This window comes from Stutzerimonas stutzeri (assembly GCF_024448985.1).
GTDB lineage: Bacteria > Pseudomonadota > Gammaproteobacteria > Pseudomonadales > Pseudomonadaceae > Stutzerimonas > Stutzerimonas stutzeri_AP.
The window spans coordinates 429,899-448,352 of record NZ_JAMOII010000002.1 but is presented as its reverse complement, the minus strand read 5'-3'; the positions used below and the strand labels follow the sequence as shown (position 1 = coordinate 448,352).

Genomic DNA, 18,454 nt, shown 5'->3' with positions numbered 1-18,454 from the left:
TTCAACTTGCCATCCCGTGCAGCGTTGCGACGACCTGTCTGGCACCCCCTCGATCGCGGTGCTCACCCAGATAGATACCTTGCCAAGTCCCTAATACCAGCCGCCCCTCGCCCACCGGCAAGCTCACTTGGCAACCGAGCAGACTCGCCTTGAAATGCGCCGGCAGATCGTCCGGCCCTTCGTAATCATGTTCATAACCACTCTGGCCTTGTGGCACCAGGCGGTTGAAAAACGTCTCAAAGTCGCGCCGCACCGCGCCATCGGCGTTCTCGTTGATGGTCAGCGAGGCCGATGTATGGCGCAGCCACAGGTGTAACAGACCGACCCGGCATTGTTGCAGTTCCGGTAGTTGTGCAAGCAGCTCATCGGTAATCAGATGGAAGCCACGCGGTCTAGGGCGCAGTATGATCACGGTCTGTTGCCACATGCTGAAACGCCCCTCGGCATCTGAACGGGCGCATTCTAGCGCGGCGGCAGAAAAAACAAAGGGCGCCCGCAGGCGCCCTTCATCGTGACGTTGACGGTTACCGCTTGCTGGTGAACTCCGGATAGGCTTCGAGGCCGCACTCAGCTACATCGACGCCCTCATACTCTTCCTCCTCGCTCACCCGCAGGCCCATGACGGCCTTGATGACGCCCCAAACGATCAGGCTGGCAATGAAGACCCAGGCGAAGATCGAAACCAGCCCCAGCAGCTGCGCGCCGAAGGACGCATCGGCATTGGTCAGCGGCACCGCCAGCAGCCCCCACATACCAACTACACCGTGCACCGAAATAGCACCGACCGGGTCATCCAGCTTGAGCTTGTCCAGACCGAGAATACTGAACACCACCAACACACCGCCGACACCGCCGATAAGCACGGATTGCAGGGCGCTCGGAGTCAACGGCTCGGCGGTGATCGCCACCAGACCGGCCAGTGCACCGTTGAGAATCATGGTCAGATCGGATTTGCCGAACAGCAGCCGTGCGGTGATCAGGGCCGCGACCAGACCGCCAGCTGCGGCCATGTTGGTATTGGTGAACACCTGAGCGACTGCGTTGGCGTCCTCAATGGTGCTCATGCGCAGCTGCGAGCCACCGTTGAAGCCGAACCAGCCCATCCAAAGAATGAAGGTACCCAGGGTCGCCAGCGGCAGGTTGGCGCCGGGAATCGCATTGATCTGTCCGTTCGGGCCGTACTTGCCCTTTCGCGGGCCCAGCAGCAGCACGCCAGCCAGCGCGGCCGAAGCACCCGCCATATGCACCAGTCCCGAGCCGGCAAAATCAAGGAAGCCCGCCGCGTCGAGGAAACCGCCGCCCCACTTCCAGAAGCCCTGGATCGGGTAAATGAATCCGGTCATCACCACGGCGAAGGCGATGAAGGCCCAGAGTTTCATGCGCTCGGCCACCGCGCCGGACACCACCGACATACAGGTTGCGGCGAACACGATCTGGAAGAAGAAGTCGGCCCTCGCCGAGTAGTAAGGGGCATCCTCACCACCCGCCGCGACCACGTCCACGGCATTTTCATCACCGATCAGGAAACCCAGGCTTGGCAGGATGCCGCCTTCGGGGCTCGAATACATGATGTAGTAGCCGATCAGCAGATACATGATCGATGCCACCGAATACAACACGATGTTCTTGGTAAGGATTTCCGCCGTGTTCTTGGCCCGCACCAGACCGGATTCGAGCATGGCGAAACCGGCCGCCATCCACATCACCAGCGCGCCGCAGATGACGAAGTAAAAAGTATCGAGTCCGTACTGGACGGGTATCAGAGCTGTGCTGTCCATGTGTCACCTCTTGCTGTCGCGCAGGTCGCGCCGTTCGGTTGCCGGTCGCCAGCTTTCTTTCGGCAAGCCGGCCCCAAACCCCAGGGGTTGGCTCCGGGGTTCGTTTTTGGATGGAATTACAAGGAGTAGCTGCGCTCGCAGTGCGAACCAGGAACGGGCCCTACGCTTCCCGATTTCTGGCTGGAGAGGTAGCCCGTGAACAGGACCAGCGCAGTGGCTGTAAGCAACCAGGCTGTGCCGCCTGAATCGAGCGTCGCGTTCTGTGCCAAGGCGATGCCGGGGCTTATCAGAGACAAAAGGGCTCCTAGCCCTGCGAATCTTCGCAGAGTCATGGTTTTACTCCTGGGGCGTGGGGGTTCGTAGGCCTGCCGAAGCAGGCAATCGCAAAGCGTCGGATCGTTGCGTAGCGTGTGAAATCAGACTCGGCTGGCTTGCCTGATTTCGCCTGAGCCCGGGCGCTGACCGGTCAATCGTTCACTACGCGACGACGCCGATCAGATCGCGTCGGTGTCGGTTTCGCCTGTGCGGATGCGGATGGCCTGTTCCAGATTGACGACGAAAATCTTGCCGTCGCCGATCTTGCCGGTGTTGGCGGCCTTGGTGATGGCCTCAATCACACGGTCCAGCTGGTCGTCGGCAATCGCCACGTCGATTTTCACCTTCGGCAGAAAATCGACCACGTATTCAGCGCCGCGATACAGTTCGGTGTGGCCTTTCTGGCGCCCGAAACCTTTGACCTCAGTGACCGTGATGCCCTGGACGCCGATTTCGGACAGCGACTCGCGTACGTCGTCCAGCTTGAACGGCTTGATGATGGCAGTAACTAATTTCATGAAAACTTCTCCCGTTTAGGTGGACTTGCCTCAGAAGTACGAACCCAGGACAAGTCTAAGCTCTGTGTCTGGCTCTTGTAACGCGTCGACATAGCCGAGCGACCTCCAACACCATCAGCCGATCCGACGAAACGTCCTGAATCGTCTGCGCACCGCAACGCACCGGTGCGTCTTCATGACGAGCCAAGCAGAATCGATGCCAGGTCCGTGAGAACTGTGTGATAGCGCGCCCCACCGCAGCCGCGCGGGTCGCATCGCTGGCAAAACCCACGAAACCCGCGCACCAATACCGGGCAAAGCGATGTGACCGTCTGCCCATAAACGTGCACTGAGACGAAAATCGGCCTCAAACAGGCCGTGCTACACTGCCCGCCGCTCAGAAACAGGTGATGTCCATGCTCCCACCCAAAGCTTTTCTCGACGCCATCGGCTCTCAGGCTTCACGCCTGTTCAACGGCGAGACGCCGCTACCCCGTCCCGAAATCGAAGCCCAGTTCAAAAGCATCGTGCAGGGCGCGCTGAGCAAACTGGACGTTGTCAGCCGCGACGAATTCGATAACCAGATGGTAGTGCTCGCGCGCACCCGAGCACGGCTGGAGGCGCTTGAGGCCAAGGTCACCGAGCTGGAAGAAAGACTGCAGCCACCCGCCGCCGAATAAGCTCGGTGGCGACACGATCAAAGGAGTGATCGAATGTCCCTCGCCATAGTTCATAGCCGCGCCCAGGTGGGCGTTGAGGCGCCCGCCGTCACGGTCGAAGCCCATCTGGCCAACGGCCTGCCTTCGCTGGCATTGGTCGGCTTGCCGGAAACCGCCGTCAAGGAAAGCAAGGATCGCGTGCGCAGCGCGATCCTGACCTCCGACTTCGATTTCCCAGCCCGCCGCATCACCCTCAATCTCGCCCCCGCCGATCTCCCGAAAGACGGTGGCCGCTTCGATCTGGCCATCGCCCTGGGCATTCTCGCCGCCAGCGGGCAGATTCCCGCAGACCGCCTCGATACCCTGGAATGTCTGGGCGAGCTGGCGCTATCCGGCGCGCTACGACCGGTGCAGGGTGTGTTGCCTGCGGCCTTGGCGGCACGTCAGGCCGGGCGCGCGCTGCTGGTACCTCGAGCCAATGCCGAGGAAGCTAGTCTGGCTTCAGGGCTGGTGGTTTACGCCGCCGATCACTTGCTGGAAGTCGCGGCGCACTTCAACGGCGTCACGCCTATCGCTCCCTTCGAGGCCCAGGGCCTGCTGCGTCAGGTGCTGCCTTACCCCGATCTGGCCGATGTGCAGGGCCAGGCCGCCGCCAAACGCGGATTGTTGGTCGCGGCGGCCGGCGCGCACAATCTGCTTTTTTCAGGCCCTCCGGGCACCGGCAAGACGCTGCTGGCCAGCCGTCTACCCGGTTTGCTCCCACCGCTGGAAGAGCAGGAAGCGCTGGAAGTCGCGGCGATTCATTCGGTCGCCAGCCAGTCGCCGCTGGAGCATTGGCCGCAACGACCATTTCGCCAGCCCCATCACAGTGCATCGGGGCCGGCACTGGTCGGTGGAGGCAGCCGGCCGAGGCCCGGCGAGATTACGCTGGCGCACCAGGGCGTGCTATTCCTCGACGAGCTGCCGGAGTTCGATCGCAAGGTACTGGAGGTACTCAGAGAGCCCCTGGAATCAGGCTGTATCGTGATCGCACGGGCGCGGGACAAGGTGCGTTTCCCGGCCCGTTTTCAGCTGGTCGCGGCGATGAACCCCTGCCCCTGCGGCTACCTGGGCGACCCGAGTGGCCGCTGTCGCTGTTCGCCAGATCAGATCCAGCGCTACCGAGGCAAGCTTTCCGGGCCACTGCTTGATCGTATCGACCTGCACCTCACCGTGGCACGCGAAGCCACCGCGCTGAACGCGCCACCCGCAACCAGCGACAATACCGCCGTGGTCGCCGAACAGGTTGCTCAGGCACGACGCATTCAATTGCGCCGCCAAGGCTGCGCGAACGCCTTTCTCGATCTCACCGGACTGCGCACTCATTGCCAACTGCAGGCCGACGACCAGCAGTGGCTGGAGCGCGCCTGTGAACGTTTGGGGCTTTCACTGCGTGCGGCGCACCGGATTCTGAAGGTCGCGCGGACTTTGGCGGACCTGCAACAGGAGGCGTTGATCGGCCGGCGGCATCTAGCCGAAGCGCTGCAGTATCGACCGGGTAGCCAGGCGTCCTGAGATACGATGCGGTCTTTGGACCACCGTGCGGGTCCTGCTCACGATTTGGCAGATGCGTGCCGCAATACGCCGAACGGCGCGGTCACACTCTGTAGGCGGTCGTGGTTACGGCCCGTTGTCCGGTCGATGTCGGCCGCTATGTTAGAGTGCACCCTCTTTCGCCACAGGCGGCCCACTCCCTTTCGGTACCAAGGAGCGCAGCATGGAGGCCCAAAAGTCTTCCTCTTCCACCATCAATCCCCCCGTGTTTTACGGCTCTGCCGTATTGATTCTCGCGCTGGTGATCTACAGCGTCGCTTTCTCCGACCATGCGCAAACGTTGTTCGGTGATGTCCAGGCCTGGATCATCGCCAATCTCAGTTGGCTTTATATCCTCGCCGTCGCCATCATCCTGCTGATGGTGGCGGTGCTCGCGCTCAGTCGCTACGGCGATATCAAGCTCGGCCCAGATCATAGTGAACCTGATTACTCAATGCTGACCTGGTTCGCCATGCTGTTTTCCGCCGGCATGGGCATCGGCCTGATGTTCTTTGGCGTCGCCGAGCCGGTGATGCATTTCCTCTCGCCGCCCGTCGGTGAAGGCGGCACGGTTACCGCCGCGCGCGAGGCGATGAAGATCACCTTCTTCCATTGGGGTCTGCATGCCTGGGCGATCTACGCCATCGTGGCGATGATCCTGGCCTACTTCGCCTACCGCCATGGCCTGCCGCTGACCCTGCGCTCGGCGCTTTACCCGCTCATTGGCGAGCGCATCTACGGCCCCATCGGTCACGCCGTGGATATCTTCGCCATTATCGGCACCGTGCTGGGCGTCGCCACCTCGTTGGGGCTGGGCGTCACTCAGATCAATACCGGTCTCAACCATCTGTATGGCCTGCCCATTTCAGTACCGGTGCAGATCGGCCTGATCGCCGCTACGACACTGTTGGCCACCATTTCCGTCATCACCGGCCTGGACAAGGGTGTGCGGCGGCTTTCGGAACTGAACCTCAGCCTCGCCGCACTGTTGATGCTGATGGTTCTGATAGCAGGCCCGACGGTGTTCATCCTGCAGACCTTTGTGCAGAACACCGGCAATTACTTCTCGCAGATCGTCACCGCCACCTTCAATCTCTACGCCTACGAGCCGAACGACTGGATCGGTGGCTGGACTCTGTTCTACTGGGGCTGGTGGCTGGCCTGGTCGCCTTTCGTCGGTTTGTTCATCGCGCGCATTTCCCGTGGCCGCACGATTCGCGAATTCGTCACCGGCGTGCTGCTGGTGCCGACCGCTTTCACCCTTCTGTGGATGACCGTTTTCGGCGATACCGCCATTCACATGATTCTCTGGGAGCATGTAACCAGCCTGGGCGAAGCCATCGACCGAGACAGCTCGCTGGCCTTGTTCGCCTTCCTGGAGCACTTCCCATTCGCCTCCGTGCTTTCACTGGTGGCGATCATCATGGTGGTGGTGTTTTTCGTCACCTCGGCTGACTCCGGCGCGCTGGTCGTGGACATGCTCGCGTCCGGTGGCCAGGAAGGCACGCCCGCCTGGCAGCGCGTCTTCTGGGCCGGCTCCATGGGTGCGGTGGCCATAGCCCTGCTGCTGGCCGATGGCCTGACAGCGCTGCAGACCGCCACCATCGCCAGCGCCCTGCCCTTTACTCTCGCGCTGCTGTGCTCGATGTGGGGCCTGCTCAAGGCCTTGCGCCTGGATGCCACCAAGCAGGGGTTGCGCTACCAGGCGATCACCACCTCACCGACCACACCGCGTGCCTACAGCGACTGGCAGCGACGCCTAAGCAATCTGACGAAGTTCCCACGACGCCCCGACGTGGTGCGCTTCATCTCCGGCGTAGCTCGTCCCGCCTGTGATGCAGTCGCCGAGGAGATTCGCAAACAAGGCTACGGCGCAACCGTCGAAGAAGGCGAAGACCGCCGCGTCCGCATCGAAATCACCCACGAAGGCGAGCCTGACTTTATCTACGAAATACGCCCCCGCGCCTATGCGATGCCGAGCTTCGTGCCCAGCAACGAAGACGACGAGCCCGGCGAACGTAAGTATTTCCGCGCCGAAGTTCACCTCAAGGAAGGTGGCCAAGACTACGACGTGATGGGCTGGAGCCGCGAAGGCGTGATCGGCGACATCCTCGATCAGTACGAGAAACACATGCACTTCTTGCATATGGTCCGATAACAGCAGCTGGAAGCTGGGAGCTTTAAGCTGGGAGACGTGCCAGCTTTGGCTTCCGGCTTCAAGCTTTCAAGCCTGTTAAACTCCCCGCCCCGCCCTCAGACACCCCAAACAACGATGTCCCGACTCAATCCCCGGCAGCAGGAAGCCGTGAACTACGTCGGCGGCCCCATGCTGGTGCTCGCCGGCGCCGGCTCCGGCAAGACCAGCGTGATCACCCGCAAGATCGCCTACCTGATTCAGCAATGCGGCATTCGCGCTCAGTACATCGTCGCCGTGACCTTCACCAATAAGGCCGCCCGCGAGATGAAGGAACGCGTCAGCAGCCTGCTGCGCGGCGGAGAAGGCCGAGGCCTGACAGTCTCGACCTTCCACAACCTTGGTCTGAACATCATTCGCAAGGAATACGCCAAGTTGGGTTACAAGCCCGGCTTTTCAATCTTTGATGAGGGTGACATCAAGGCGCTGCTGACCGACATCATGCAGAAGGAATACGCTGGCGACGACGGCGTGGACGAGATCAAGGGTTACATCGGCAATTGGAAGAATGACCTGATCACGCCAGAGGAAGCGCTGGAAAACGCGCGCAACCCAAAGGAGCAGACCGCTGCCATCGTCTACACCCACTACCAGCGCACGCTGAAGGCGTACAACGCGGTGGATTTCGATGACCTCATCATGCAGCCGGTCAAGCTGTTCCAGAACCACCCCGAGGTGCTGGAGAAGTGGCGCAACAAGGTTCGCTACATGCTGGTGGATGAGTATCAGGACACCGACGCTAGCCAGTACTTGCTGGTGAAACTGTTGGTGCAGGAGCGCGCGCATTTCACCGTAGTGGGTGACGACGATCAGTCAATCTACGCCTGGCGCGGCGCGCGGCCGGAAAACCTGATGCAGCTCAAAGATGATTTTCCCTCGCTGAAGGTGGTGATGCTCGAGCAGAACTACCGTTCCACCAGCCGCATCCTGAAATGCGCGAACGTCCTGATCGCCAACAACCCGCATGCCTTTGAAAAGCAGCTGTGGTCGGAAATGGGCCACGGCGATGCGATCCGCGTGATCCGCTGCCGCAACGAAGAAGCCGAGGCCGAGCGCGTGGCGATGGAAATCCTCACGCTGCATCTCAAAACCGATCGGCCTTACAGCGATTTCGCGATCCTCTACCGTGGCAACTACCAGGCCAAGCTGATCGAGCTGAAACTGCAGCACCATCAGATTCCCTATCGCCTGTCCGGCGGCACCAGCTTTTTCGCCCGGCAGGAAGTGAAGGACCTGATGAGTTATTTCCGCCTGTTGGTCAACCCGGACGACGACAACGCCTTCCTGCGCGTGATTAACGTGCCGCGCAGGGAAATCGGCTCGACGACCCTGGAAAAGCTCGGCAACTACGCCACCGCGCGCAAGATCTCCATGTACACCGCCTGCGACGAAATGGCCCTGGGTGAGCATTTGGACAGCCGCTTCACCGATCGCCTGTCGCGCTTCAAACGCTACATGGACAACCTGCGCCAGCAATGCGCGCAGAACGACCCCATCGCCGCGCTGCGCAGCATGGTCATGGACATCGACTACGAGACCTGGGTGCGCCAGCAGACCTCCAGCGACAAGGCTGCGGACTTCCGCATGGGCAACGTCTGGTTCCTCATCGATGCGTTGAAGAACACGCTGGAGAAAGACGAAGAAGGCGAGATGACCATCGAGGAGGCCATTGCCAAACTGGTGCTGCGCGACATGCTCGAACGTCAGCAGGAAGAGGAAGAAGGCGCAGAGGGCGTGCAGATGATGACCCTTCACGCCTCGAAAGGCCTGGAATTTCCCTACGTGTTCATCCTCGGCATGGAGGAAGAAATCCTCCCGCACCGCTCTAGCATCGAAGCCGACACCATCGAAGAGGAGCGCCGCCTGGCCTACGTCGGCATTACCCGAGCACGGCAGAATCTAGCGATGACCTTTGCCGCCAAGCGCAAGCAGTACGGTGAGATCATCGAATGCATGCCCAGCCGTTTTCTCGACGAGCTGCCGCAGGAAGACCTGGAATGGGAAGGCCAGGACGAAGCACCTGCCGAAGTGAAAGCCGCGCGCGGCAACGATGCGCTGGCGGCGATGCGGGCGATGTTGAAGCGGTAAGAGAAGCGGCAAGCTGGAAACTGGAAACTGGAAACTGGAAACTGGAAACTGGAAGCGAATCAACCCTGACTGCCGCGCCTGAATAAGCACTACGAATTTCACAAACGCACAAGCCGCCCCCTCTCCCTGCGGGGAGAGGGCTGGGGTGAGGGGCTGCGGACTCGTAGAATCGCTTCAGCCCACCTAGTAACTTCCCCATTGGTGGGCTGAAGCCCACCCTACGACTGGAAGCCCGCGCTACGCATAGCGCCGCGCCGCGGCTCAGCCGCTGACAATCGCCTCCAGCTCCTTCGCTGCCGCGCGCAGCCGGGGCACGAATGCCAGCAGCGGCTCCATCCCACAGCGAATAACGGGAGCATGGGTGAACAGACAGGCACTCAACTCGCCGCGGGCATCGCGCACCGGTACGGCGCAGGCAACCATGCCGTCGATGAACTCTTCCGAATCGGTGGCCAGATCTTCTTCGCGAATACGCACCAGGTCGTCGCGCAATGCACTCAGATCAGTCAGCGTGTTGCGCGCCATCTGCCGAATCGGCAGGCGTGGCAGGATGCGTTCTAGCTGGTCGTCCGGCAGTGAGGCGAGGTAAAGCTTGCCACTGGCGGTGCACCAGAGCGGCGTGTGGCTACCGATGGGCAGATAGATCTGTAAAGGCCAGTTGGTCTGAACCCGATCGAAATAGAGCATATCCAGGCCATCCGGCACGGACAGACCGCAAGTTTCGCCAATCTCATCCGACAGTTGCCGCAGGATCGCCTGGCGCAGCGCTTTGTGCCGCCCACTGCCGAGAATGTTTACTGCGGTGGAGTGCAACCGATCGCCAGGCAGCAGGCCGCCACGCAAACCAAACTGCAAGAAGCCCTCTTTTTCCAGCGTCTGCACCAGTCGGTGAGCGCTGGCCTTGGGAATATCCAGCTTTTCCGCCAGGGCACTGGGCGACAGCGGCTCCGCCGCGCCGGCTACGGCTTCGATAATTTCCAGCACGCGAGTGATGGAAGAACCTTTTTCGCGAGGGGTACTGCGCATCGCCTGGCCTATTGTTGGAAAGAATGAATCGCGTAGCGCGGGATGAGTGTATAGACGAGTGCGGGCTGAACACGCGGGTGGGCCGAAGCCCACCCTACGAGTGCCTTCTTCACGCACCGGCACGGATCACGTGGCGCCCGGCCCGTGCATGCTCATCCGTAGGGTGGGCTTCAGCCCACCAAGACGAGCGCAGCCCCCTGAGAGTATCTACTTCATCGTCGGCATCGAAAAATCCGTGCCGGCACGAATACCGGTCGGCCAGCGCCGAGTCACCGTCTTCATCCGGGTGAAGAAGCGCACACCATCCGGACCGTGCATGTTCAGCGGGCCGAAGACCGAACGCTTCCAGCCACCGAAGCAATGGAAGGCCATCGGCACGGGGATCGGCACGTTGACGCCGACCATGCCAACCTTGACGTTCTCTTCAAACTGCCGCGCCGTGTCGCCATCACGGGTGAAGATCGAGGTGCCGTTGCCAAACTCGTGATCGTTGACCAGCTTCAGCGCTTCGTCGAAGGAACTGACGCGCACCACCGCCAGTACCGGACCGAAGATTTCCTCCTTGTAGATGCGCATCTCAGCCGTCACACGATCGAACAGCGTCGGGCCAACATAAAAGCCATTTTCGAAACCATCCACTTCGATGCCGCGACCATCGCACACCAGCGTGGCGCCCTCTTCCACGCCCAGATCGATATAGCTCACCACTTTCTGCTGATGCTCTCGAGTTACCAGCGGGCCCATGTGCGGCTCAGGCTCGACACCCGTTCCCGGGCCGGTGCGCATCTGGCTGATCTCACCTTTGAGCATTTCCACCAGATTGTCCGCAACATCATCACCTACGCAGACCGCCACCGAGATCGCCATGCAGCGCTCACCAGCCGAACCATAGGCAGCCCCCATCAGCGAGCTGACAACCTGCTGCGGATCGGCGTCCGGCATGATCACCATGTGGTTCTTCGCGCCGCCCAACGCTTGGCAACGTTTGCCGTGCGCCGACGCGGTCGTGTAGATGTACTCGGCGATAGGCGTTGAACCGACGAAGCTGACCGACTGCACGCGCTCGTCGGTCAGCAGCACATCCACCGCTTCCTTGTCGCCGTTGACGATATTCAGTACGCCGGCCGGCAGACCGGCTTCGGCCAGCAATTCACCGAGCAGCAGGGTCGCGCTCGGGTCCTTCTCCGACGGCTTAAGGACGAAAGTATTGCCGCAGGCGATGGCCACCGGCAGCATCCACAGCGGCACCATGGCCGGGAAGTTAAACGGTGTGATGCCGACACAGACGCCCAGCGGCTGCATCAGAGAGTTTGAATCGATGTCGCGCCCGACGTTGGGTGAGAACTCGCCTTTGAGCAGGTGCGGAATCCCACAAGCGAACTCCACCACTTCCAGACCGCGCGTGACTTCACCCTGCGCATCGGAAAACACTTTGCCGTGCTCCAGAGAGATCAGCCGCGCCACGTCATCGCGCCGGGCTTCGAGCAGCGCCTTGAAGCGGAACATGACGCGGGCACGCACCAGCGGCGGCGTTTTCGCCCAGCCTTCGAAGGCGGTTTGGGCCGCGGCGATGGCCTCGCGGGTTTCCTCCGCTGATGACAGCGACACGTAAAATCGCGGCTCGCCGGTGGCCGGGTTGTACACGGTCGCGTGGCGTTCGGAGCGGCCAGCGACCGCCTCGTTGTTGATCAGGTTGCCGAGGGTCTGCATGGGGATCACTCCTGGTTCCAGACGGTTTCGTAGAGGTCGATGATTTCCGCTTCCGTGGGCACGCGCGGGTTGTTGCCCGGCGAGCCGGAGGCCAGCGCCTGCTTCGCCATGGTTTCGCGTAGTTCGAAGAAGCGTTCGCGGGTAATGCCGAACTGCTCAGGGCTCGGCACCTGAAGCTCTTGGTTGATGGCACGGAGCTCGCTCAGCAGCTTGCCGTTCGCCACCTCGACGTTGTCGCCTTCACCTGCGACGCCCATGGCACGCGCGCACTGGGCATAGCGCTCTGGCGCCGCGGGAATCGAAAACGCAGTGATCGCCGGCAACAGCATGGCGTTGGACAACCCGTGCGGTACGTGGAAGAACGCACCGATGGGCCGGCTCATGCCATGCACCAGCGCCACCGAGGCATTGGAAAAGGCGATACCGGCAAGTGTCGCCCCGAGCATCATCGCCTCACGGGCCTCGCGATTGCCGGGTTGGTGATAGGCCGCGCGAAGGTTCGGCGCCAATAGGCACATGGCCTGCAGCGCCTGGGCATCGCTGTAGAGGCTCGCTTTGCGGCTGACGTAGGCTTCGATGGCGTGGGTCAACGCATCGATCCCGGTATCGGCGGTCACCCGCGGCGGCAGCGACAGGGTCAGCTCGTAGTCGATCAGTGCAGCAACTGGCATGAAGCCGAGGCCGGCACAGAGCATCTTCTCGTCACTGGTCTCGTCCGTGATGATCGTGAAGCGCGTCGCTTCCGAGCCAGTGCCAGCAGTGGTGGGAATGGCGATCAGCGGCAAACCGGCCTCGCTGACATCGCGCGGGAAACGGTAATCGCGCATTTCACCGCCGAACTTGCCAAGGATGCCGATGGCCTTGGCTGAATCGATCGGGCTACCGCCGCCTAGGGCAATGATCGAGTCGTAACTACCCTGGCGCACCATCTCGACGCCGGCATGAATGGATGCCGCAGTCGGCTCCGGCAAGGTATCGGCGAAGCAGTCGCTGGGGATGTCGGCCTTGGCCAGCGTCTCGCTGATTCGAGCAACATAGCCCAGCTCGACCATCATCCGGTCGGTGACGATCAGTGGGCGCTTGCAGCCCAGGTTGTGCAAAACGGAAACGATCTGCTGGCTGGCGCCGGCGCCAACTTCCATCAGGCGCGGCAGGACGATGCGATGGCTCATGGTGTTCTCCAGTGGGCATTCGCGGAGCGCTCTGAAACGACGGCTGCTTGGCCAGACGGAGCGCCTGCACGAGGCAAAGCTGCTAAGGGAGACCTCGGGGCCTCGGTTGTTATTCTGGATGACCTTTCAATTCGTGTTTGAGACTAGAAACAACAGCGGTCAGCGTCAAGCTAAAACGAGACGTTTTTTCTCATTATCAAAATTCGCAGCTGAATCGAGACTGTTGGAGGTATGCCGGCGCGGGGAAAAATCAGTCTCTACCCGCCGCGTGGTTGCTCCAGCACAACGACGCCCACCCGCAGCGGCGCGAGGCGTTATGGCGCCTGTCACGCAGATTTAAAGTAAGAAATGGCAGCCTGTTTCAGAGAACCAGAGCGCGATTTCGCAGGTGTCGATTGATTGTGCGGCGATATGAGCAGTGGCCGACGAGGCCGCCAACCCAATGTCGGCCAGCGCCGGAAGGGTTCCAGTCCATCCGCGTGACCGCATCCGACCTAATCGAGCAACCGCTTCGACAGAGCATCGCCTTCCGTCTGCAGCCGCTGGCGTGTCTGCCTCGCCTGTTCTTGAGCTTGTGCATCGTCGAGGCTCGGCATGTCAGCAGCGACATTGATCAAGGCTGCATTGAGCCCGGCATGGATGAGCATGGCCCCGGCCTGCACGTCGCTGCGGACATTCGACGCCGTGCACGGCCAGGCCGCGACGGCCAGTTCGAGCGCCTCCAGGCAGCAGTGCGCCAACGCCAGCGGCACCGCACAGGCCTGACGCGCGGCCGCCTGCTTACGCTTGGGCTCGCCTTCACGGGCGGCGCTCAGGTAATCGCCGAACGCCTGCATGTCATCGTCCGCAAAAGCGCCGGGCCTACCCAGCAGCGCCTCGGCTGCCTGCAGCAGCTCGAGCCGGGCCGGGTCGGAGCCGTGGGCCTCGCTGATACGGAGCCCCTTCACCACCAGCGCAAGGCCAATGTCCGCGGTGACCGCAGCCGCTGCGCCGCAACCGGGCGTGGGCTGGCGAGCAGCAGTCGCCGCGCGAAAGTCCGCTAATGGTTGCAACCAGACGCTCGTGCTTCTGCTCATGCAAGCGGCCCGTCAGCTGGCGCGCGCCGTGCCGTTGCCCCAGGCCAGCAGAACATCGAGCATGCGATTTGAGAATGCCCACTCGTTGTCGTACCAAGCCAGCACCTTGATCAGATCACCCTGTACACGCGTATGGCTGAGATCAGCCACGCACGATGCCGGATACCCAAAGAAGTCGCGAGACACCAGTGGCAGGTCGTTACACTCCATTACCCCGAGCGGCATCGTCTGCGCGCCGTCACGCAAGATCTGGTTGACCGCCTCGACACTCGCAGGCGCACGCTCGGCAACGAAGGTGAGGTCCACCAGCGAGACGTTCGGCGTCGGCACCCGCACCGACAGGCCATCCAGCCGCCCGGCCAGTTCCGGCAGCACCAGACCGATGGCTTTGGCGGCGCCGGTGGTCGAGGGAATCATCGACTCCGCCGCGGCACGGGCGCGGTAAAGGTCCTTGTGCGCCTTGTCCAGCAGATTCTGGTCGTTGGTATAGGCGTGCACGGTATTGAGCAAGCCCTGACGAATCCCCATAGCCTCATGCAGCACCTTGGCCAACGGCGCCAGGCAATTGGTGGTGCAGGACGCATTTGAAATCACTCGCTGGGTGCCCAGCAGCTCATGGTTGACGCCATAGACTACGGTCAGGTCGGCGCCATCGAGCGGGTGCGAGGCGAACACCCGGTTGGCTCCGGCCTGCAGATGTTGGTCGACCAACGCGCGCTTCTTGAACTTGCCCGAGCACTCCAGCACCACATCGACGCCGAGCTGCTTCCAGGGCAATTGCGCGGGGTCGCGCTCCTGCAGCAGTCGAATCGATTGCCCACGGATCTGCAGCATGTCCTCGTGCAGGTCGACCTGGCCATGAAAGCGCCCGAAGGTGGTGTCGAAGCGCGTCAGATGCGCCATCGCAGCCCGGTCACTGAGGTCGTTGATCGCCTCTATACGAATCTGGCTTTCCAGATTCCGCTCGAACAGGGCTCGCAACACGGCTCGGCCAATACGGCCATAACCATTGATGGCAATACGCAACATGGCGGTCTCCCAGGGGATCGTTGAGGCTTGTGCAAGATTAGTCGGACGATCACGGATGTCGTTCACTGCATCCGAAGAAGATCGCCGAACGGCGAACCCGAGCGGCCCACATCAGTCGTAACCAGACAGGTCCGCCAAGCCGGCCTGCCGAACACCGGAAACGAACACCAGAAAAGGGAACGAGCATGAGCGAGTCAACCCAGCCACCCTGGTGGAAAGGCGCCACCGTCTATCAGATCTATCCGCGATCCTTCGCCGACAGCAACGGCGACGGCATCGGCGACCTCAATGGCGTGCTGCGCCACCTCGATCACCTGCAGTACCTCGGCGTCGACGCCCTGTGGCTGTCGCCGATCTTCCGTTCGCCGATGCGCGATGCCGGCTATGACATCAGCGATTACTGCGACATCGACCCGCTGTTCGGCTCGCTGGATGACATCGACCGGCTCATCGCCGAGGCGCATGCCCGCGGGATCCGCGTGCTGCTCGATTTCGTCCCGAATCACACCTCCGATCAGCACCCCTGGTTCATCGAATCGCGCAGCTCGCGGGACAACCCCAAGCGCGACTGGTACATCTGGCGCGACGAGCCGAACAACTGGCGCGCCGCGCTCAATGCCGGTAGCGCCTGGACTTGGGACGAGCACAGCCAGCAGTACTATCTGCACCTGTTCTTGCCCGAGCAGCCGGATCTGAACTGGCGTAACCCCGAGGTGGTCGAGGCGATGCACGGCGTGCTGCGCTTCTGGCTCGAGCGCGGCATCGATGGCTTTCGCATCGACGTCATTCATTGCACGGGCAAAGAGCCGACATTCGCCGACGATCCGCGCTGCCTGGCCGGCCAGCCGCTAGTGGAATTCAACGACCAGCCCTACAGCCACGAGGTATTGCGTGGTTTGCGCCGGCTGGTCGACAGCTATCCCGGCGAGCGCGTGCTGGTCGGCGAGGTCAATATCCGCTCCACCGAACGGGTCCTGCAGTACTACGGGGCTGGCGACGAGCTGCACATGTCATTCAATTTCCAGCCGCTGGACGCGCCCTGGGAGCCGGTGATGTTCCGCACCTGCATCCGCGACGTCGAGGCGCTGCTGAAACCGGCCAACGCCTGGCCGACCTGGGTGCTGTCCAATCACGACAATCAACGCCAGCGCAGCCGCTATCAGGGCTCGCTTCGCAGCGCCTATGCCGCCGCGGTACTGCTGCTGACCCTGCGCGGCACGCCGTTCATCTTTCAGGGCGAAGAGCTGGGTTTGGAGGACGCGGTGATCGCGCCGGACGAGCAGGTCGATCCCGGCGGCCGCGATGGGTGCCGAGCGCCGATTCCCTGGCTGGCGACAGCGCCCCACGGCTGGGATGGCGCCGAGCCCTGGCTACCCTTTCCGCCCGAAAGCGACGAATTGGCGGTCGAACGCCAGCTGCGTGCACCAGGCTCGACCCTCGAGCTGTACCGCCGCCTGATCGCCGCGCGCAAAAGCAGCCCGGCGCTGCTGCACGGCGACTGGCACGAACTGCCATCGCACCCGAACGTGCTGGCCTACAGGCGGCAACTGGGCGATGACCTGCGGGTGATCTGCCTGAACTTCGCCGATGAGCCCCACGCCTTTCCGATCAACGGGCACTGGCAGATCGAAATCGCCAGCGACGCCCAGCGCGAAGGCGAACCTTACAGCGGCGAACTGGCAGCAGGCCAGGCGTTGATTCTCAGCCCGGAGGAACACTGATGCGCCCACTTTGGTACCGAAATGCGGTGATCTATCAGATCGACCCGTCCTTGTTTCTCGACATCAACGGCGACGGCTGCGGCGACTTGCGCGGGGTTACCGACCGCCTCGATTACGTCCGCGGCCTGGGCGCGACGGCAGTCTGGCTGATGCCCTTCTACCAATCGCCTTTCCAGGACGCCGGCTACGATGTCAGCGACCACTTGCAGGTCGACCCGCGCTTCGGCGATCTCGCCGACGTGGTGTATCTGCTGGAGAAAGCCGAGGAGTTGGGCCTGCACGTGATGATCGAATTGGTGGTGCAGCACACCTCCACCGAGCATCGCTGGTTTCAGGAGGCGCGGCGCGATCGGCAATCGCCTTATCGGGACTATTACATCTGGGCGGACGAGCCGGACGACAGCATCGAGCCGATCTTTCCCACCATCGAGGACAGCGTCTGGACCTGGGACGAGGAAGCCGGCCAGTACTACCGCCACCTGTTCTACAGCCATGAGCCGGATCTGAATCTGGCCAACCCGAAGGTGATCAAGGAAATCGAAAGGATCATCGCCTTCTGGCTGCGCCTGGGCGTCTCGGGCTTTCGCGTCGACGCCGCCTCACACTTGATCGAACAGGCCGGCGAAGGCGAAGGAGACGGCTACTGGCTGCTCGAGCACATGCGCGATTTCGTCACCCTGCGCCGACCGGAAGCCGTGCTGCTGGGCGAGGTCGACGTCGAGCCGGAGCAATACCGCGATTATTTTGGCGAAGGCGATCGACTGACCCTGTTGCTAAATTTCTGGGCCAACAACCACTTCTTCCTCTCGCTCGCACGCAGCGAGGCGGAGCCCCTGCATCGGGCACTGGAACACCAGCCGGAACCGCCCGAGCGCGCGCAGTACGCCATCTGGCTGCGCAACCACGACGAGTTGGATCTGGAGCGCCTGAGCGATGATGAGCGCGAAGAGGTGATGCAGGCCTTCGCCCCCGACCCAGACATGCGCGCCTACAACCGTGGCATCCGTCGGCGTCTGGCGCCGATGCTCGACGGCGACGAGCGACGTCTTGCCATGGCCCATGCGCTGATGTTCGCGCTGCCCGGTACGCCGATCATCCGTTACGGCGAGGAAATCGGCATGGGTGAGGACCTGTCACGGCCCGAGCGCCTGGCGGTGCGCACGCCGATGCAATGGTCCAACGAACCTAACGCCGGATTTTCCTGCGCGGACGCGAAGCAGCTGGCCGCGCCGGTGATCGAAGACGGTGACTTCGGCCATTCACGGATAAATGTGTACGCCCAAACCCTGCGTGACGACTCCCTGATGGCCAAGACCGGCAATATGATCCGTACTCGTATCGGTCTGCGCGAGATCGGCGGGGGCCAGCATCGACCGGTCGACACGGGTTGCCCCTCGGTCTTCGCCATCCGCCACGACAACGATTCGACCGTACTGATGCTGGTGAACCTGGCGGACCAGGACGTCGAGGTCGAAATCACCGAGCAGGATCTACAGAACATGGTCGACGTGCTGGCCGACAGCGATTACGAGCAGCCCCAGGGCCACCCGCTACGGCTACGTCTGCGCGGCTATGGCTATCGCTGGCTGCGTCGCAAACAGCAGCTGTTTGGCTAAG

Annotated in this window: 13 protein-coding genes and 2 pseudogenes; 6 read left to right on the top strand and 9 right to left on the bottom strand. The window is 62.1% G+C overall.

The annotated features are described in order from the left end of the window. Position 1: 1 nt before the first annotated feature. From NA647_RS04890 to glnK, 4 genes and pseudogenes are all read right to left on the bottom strand, one after another. Positions 2-427, bottom strand: coding sequence for a secondary thiamine-phosphate synthase enzyme YjbQ (locus NA647_RS04890; RefSeq protein WP_256056660.1), 426 nt, complete (start codon positions 425-427; stop codon positions 2-4). Positions 428-524: 97 nt separating this feature from the next. Next, complete coding sequence (locus NA647_RS04885) at positions 525-1,778, bottom strand: ammonium transporter (RefSeq protein ID WP_256056659.1); 1,254 nt, start codon at positions 1,776-1,778, stop codon at positions 525-527. Between the two features lie 197 nt (positions 1,779-1,975). Then, positions 1,976-2,110: pseudogene (locus NA647_RS04880) on the bottom strand (ammonium transporter); the annotation flags it as partial. 162 nt (positions 2,111-2,272) lie between these two features. Further along, positions 2,273-2,611, bottom strand: coding sequence for a P-II family nitrogen regulator (glnK, locus tag NA647_RS04875; protein WP_003096476.1), 339 nt, complete (start codon positions 2,609-2,611; stop codon positions 2,273-2,275). Between the two features lie 395 nt (positions 2,612-3,006). Between glnK and NA647_RS04870 the strand changes: the two genes are divergently transcribed. The 4 genes and pseudogenes from NA647_RS04870 to rep all read left to right on the top strand — a co-directional run bounded on the left by NA647_RS04870 (position 3,007) and on the right by rep (position 9,103). Then, positions 3,007-3,270, top strand: coding sequence for an accessory factor UbiK family protein (locus tag NA647_RS04870; protein ID WP_256056658.1), 264 nt, complete (start codon positions 3,007-3,009; stop codon positions 3,268-3,270). A 27-nt stretch (positions 3,271-3,297) separates the two neighbouring features. After that, positions 3,298-4,803: pseudogene (locus NA647_RS04865) on the top strand (YifB family Mg chelatase-like AAA ATPase); the annotation flags it as partial. A gap of 202 nt (positions 4,804-5,005) precedes the next feature. Further along, on the top strand, positions 5,006-6,979 hold the full coding sequence (locus tag NA647_RS04860; protein WP_256056656.1) for a BCCT family transporter: 1,974 nt from the start codon (positions 5,006-5,008) through the stop codon (positions 6,977-6,979). A 114-nt stretch (positions 6,980-7,093) separates the two neighbouring features. Next, on the top strand, positions 7,094-9,103 hold the full coding sequence (gene rep, locus NA647_RS04855; RefSeq protein ID WP_256056655.1) for a DNA helicase Rep: 2,010 nt from the start codon (positions 7,094-7,096) through the stop codon (positions 9,101-9,103). A 261-nt stretch (positions 9,104-9,364) separates the two neighbouring features. Here rep and NA647_RS04850 read toward each other — a convergent pair whose 3' ends face one another. The 5 genes from NA647_RS04850 to gap form a co-directional block, all read right to left on the bottom strand. Then, positions 9,365-10,129 (bottom strand): IclR family transcriptional regulator, encoded by a 765-nt coding sequence (locus tag NA647_RS04850; protein WP_256056654.1) that lies wholly within the window; start codon positions 10,127-10,129, stop codon positions 9,365-9,367. Between the two features lie 207 nt (positions 10,130-10,336). Further along, positions 10,337-11,839 carry a CoA-acylating methylmalonate-semialdehyde dehydrogenase gene (locus NA647_RS04845; protein WP_256056653.1) on the bottom strand — a complete coding sequence of 501 codons (1,503 nt, stop codon included), beginning with the start codon at positions 11,837-11,839 and terminating at the stop codon, positions 10,337-10,339. 5 nt (positions 11,840-11,844) lie between these two features. Then, positions 11,845-13,011: an iron-containing alcohol dehydrogenase gene (locus NA647_RS04840; protein ID WP_256056651.1), complete on the bottom strand. Its 1,167-nt coding sequence runs from the start codon at positions 13,009-13,011 to the stop codon at positions 11,845-11,847. A 494-nt stretch (positions 13,012-13,505) separates the two neighbouring features. Then, a complete protein-coding gene (locus NA647_RS04835; RefSeq protein ID WP_256056650.1) occupies positions 13,506-14,087 on the bottom strand; it encodes a cyclodeaminase/cyclohydrolase family protein in 582 nt (193 codons plus the stop codon). A gap of 12 nt (positions 14,088-14,099) precedes the next feature. Then, the gene (gene gap, locus NA647_RS04830; RefSeq protein ID WP_256056648.1) at positions 14,100-15,116 is read right to left on the bottom strand and encodes a type I glyceraldehyde-3-phosphate dehydrogenase; all 1,017 of its coding nucleotides are present in this window, start codon (positions 15,114-15,116) and stop codon (positions 14,100-14,102) included. A gap of 185 nt (positions 15,117-15,301) precedes the next feature. Between gap and NA647_RS04825 the strand changes: the two genes are divergently transcribed. Both NA647_RS04825 and NA647_RS04820 read left to right on the top strand, forming a co-directional pair. Then, a complete protein-coding gene (locus tag NA647_RS04825; protein ID WP_256056647.1) occupies positions 15,302-16,837 on the top strand; it encodes an alpha-amylase family glycosyl hydrolase in 1,536 nt (511 codons plus the stop codon). After that, positions 16,837-18,453 carry an alpha-amylase family protein gene (locus NA647_RS04820; protein WP_256056646.1) on the top strand — a complete coding sequence of 539 codons (1,617 nt, stop codon included), beginning with the start codon at positions 16,837-16,839 and terminating at the stop codon, positions 18,451-18,453. Before NA647_RS04825 ends, NA647_RS04820 begins: the two co-directional genes overlap by 1 nt. Position 18,454: the final 1 nt, after the last annotated feature.

Excerpts from the sequence above, each read along its gene's own strand:
- NA647_RS04890 (WP_256056660.1), bottom strand. The coding sequence starts at position 427 with ATGTGGCAACAGACCGTGATCATACTGCGCCCTAGACCGCGTGGCTTC.
- NA647_RS04885 (WP_256056659.1), bottom strand. The coding sequence starts at position 1,778 with ATGGACAGCACAGCTCTGATACCCGTCCAGTACGGACTCGATACTTTT.
- glnK (WP_003096476.1), bottom strand. The coding sequence starts at position 2,611 with ATGAAATTAGTTACTGCCATCATCAAGCCGTTCAAGCTGGACGACGTA.
- NA647_RS04870 (WP_256056658.1), top strand. The coding sequence starts at position 3,007 with ATGCTCCCACCCAAAGCTTTTCTCGACGCCATCGGCTCTCAGGCTTCA.
- NA647_RS04860 (WP_256056656.1), top strand. The coding sequence starts at position 5,006 with ATGGAGGCCCAAAAGTCTTCCTCTTCCACCATCAATCCCCCCGTGTTT.
- rep (WP_256056655.1), top strand. The coding sequence starts at position 7,094 with ATGTCCCGACTCAATCCCCGGCAGCAGGAAGCCGTGAACTACGTCGGC.
- NA647_RS04850 (WP_256056654.1), bottom strand. The coding sequence starts at position 10,129 with ATGCGCAGTACCCCTCGCGAAAAAGGTTCTTCCATCACTCGCGTGCTG.
- NA647_RS04845 (WP_256056653.1), bottom strand. The coding sequence starts at position 11,839 with ATGCAGACCCTCGGCAACCTGATCAACAACGAGGCGGTCGCTGGCCGC.
- NA647_RS04840 (WP_256056651.1), bottom strand. The coding sequence starts at position 13,011 with ATGAGCCATCGCATCGTCCTGCCGCGCCTGATGGAAGTTGGCGCCGGC.
- NA647_RS04835 (WP_256056650.1), bottom strand. The coding sequence starts at position 14,087 with ATGAGCAGAAGCACGAGCGTCTGGTTGCAACCATTAGCGGACTTTCGC.
- gap (WP_256056648.1), bottom strand. The coding sequence starts at position 15,116 with ATGTTGCGTATTGCCATCAATGGTTATGGCCGTATTGGCCGAGCCGTG.
- NA647_RS04825 (WP_256056647.1), top strand. The coding sequence starts at position 15,302 with ATGAGCGAGTCAACCCAGCCACCCTGGTGGAAAGGCGCCACCGTCTAT.
- NA647_RS04820 (WP_256056646.1), top strand. The coding sequence starts at position 16,837 with ATGCGCCCACTTTGGTACCGAAATGCGGTGATCTATCAGATCGACCCG.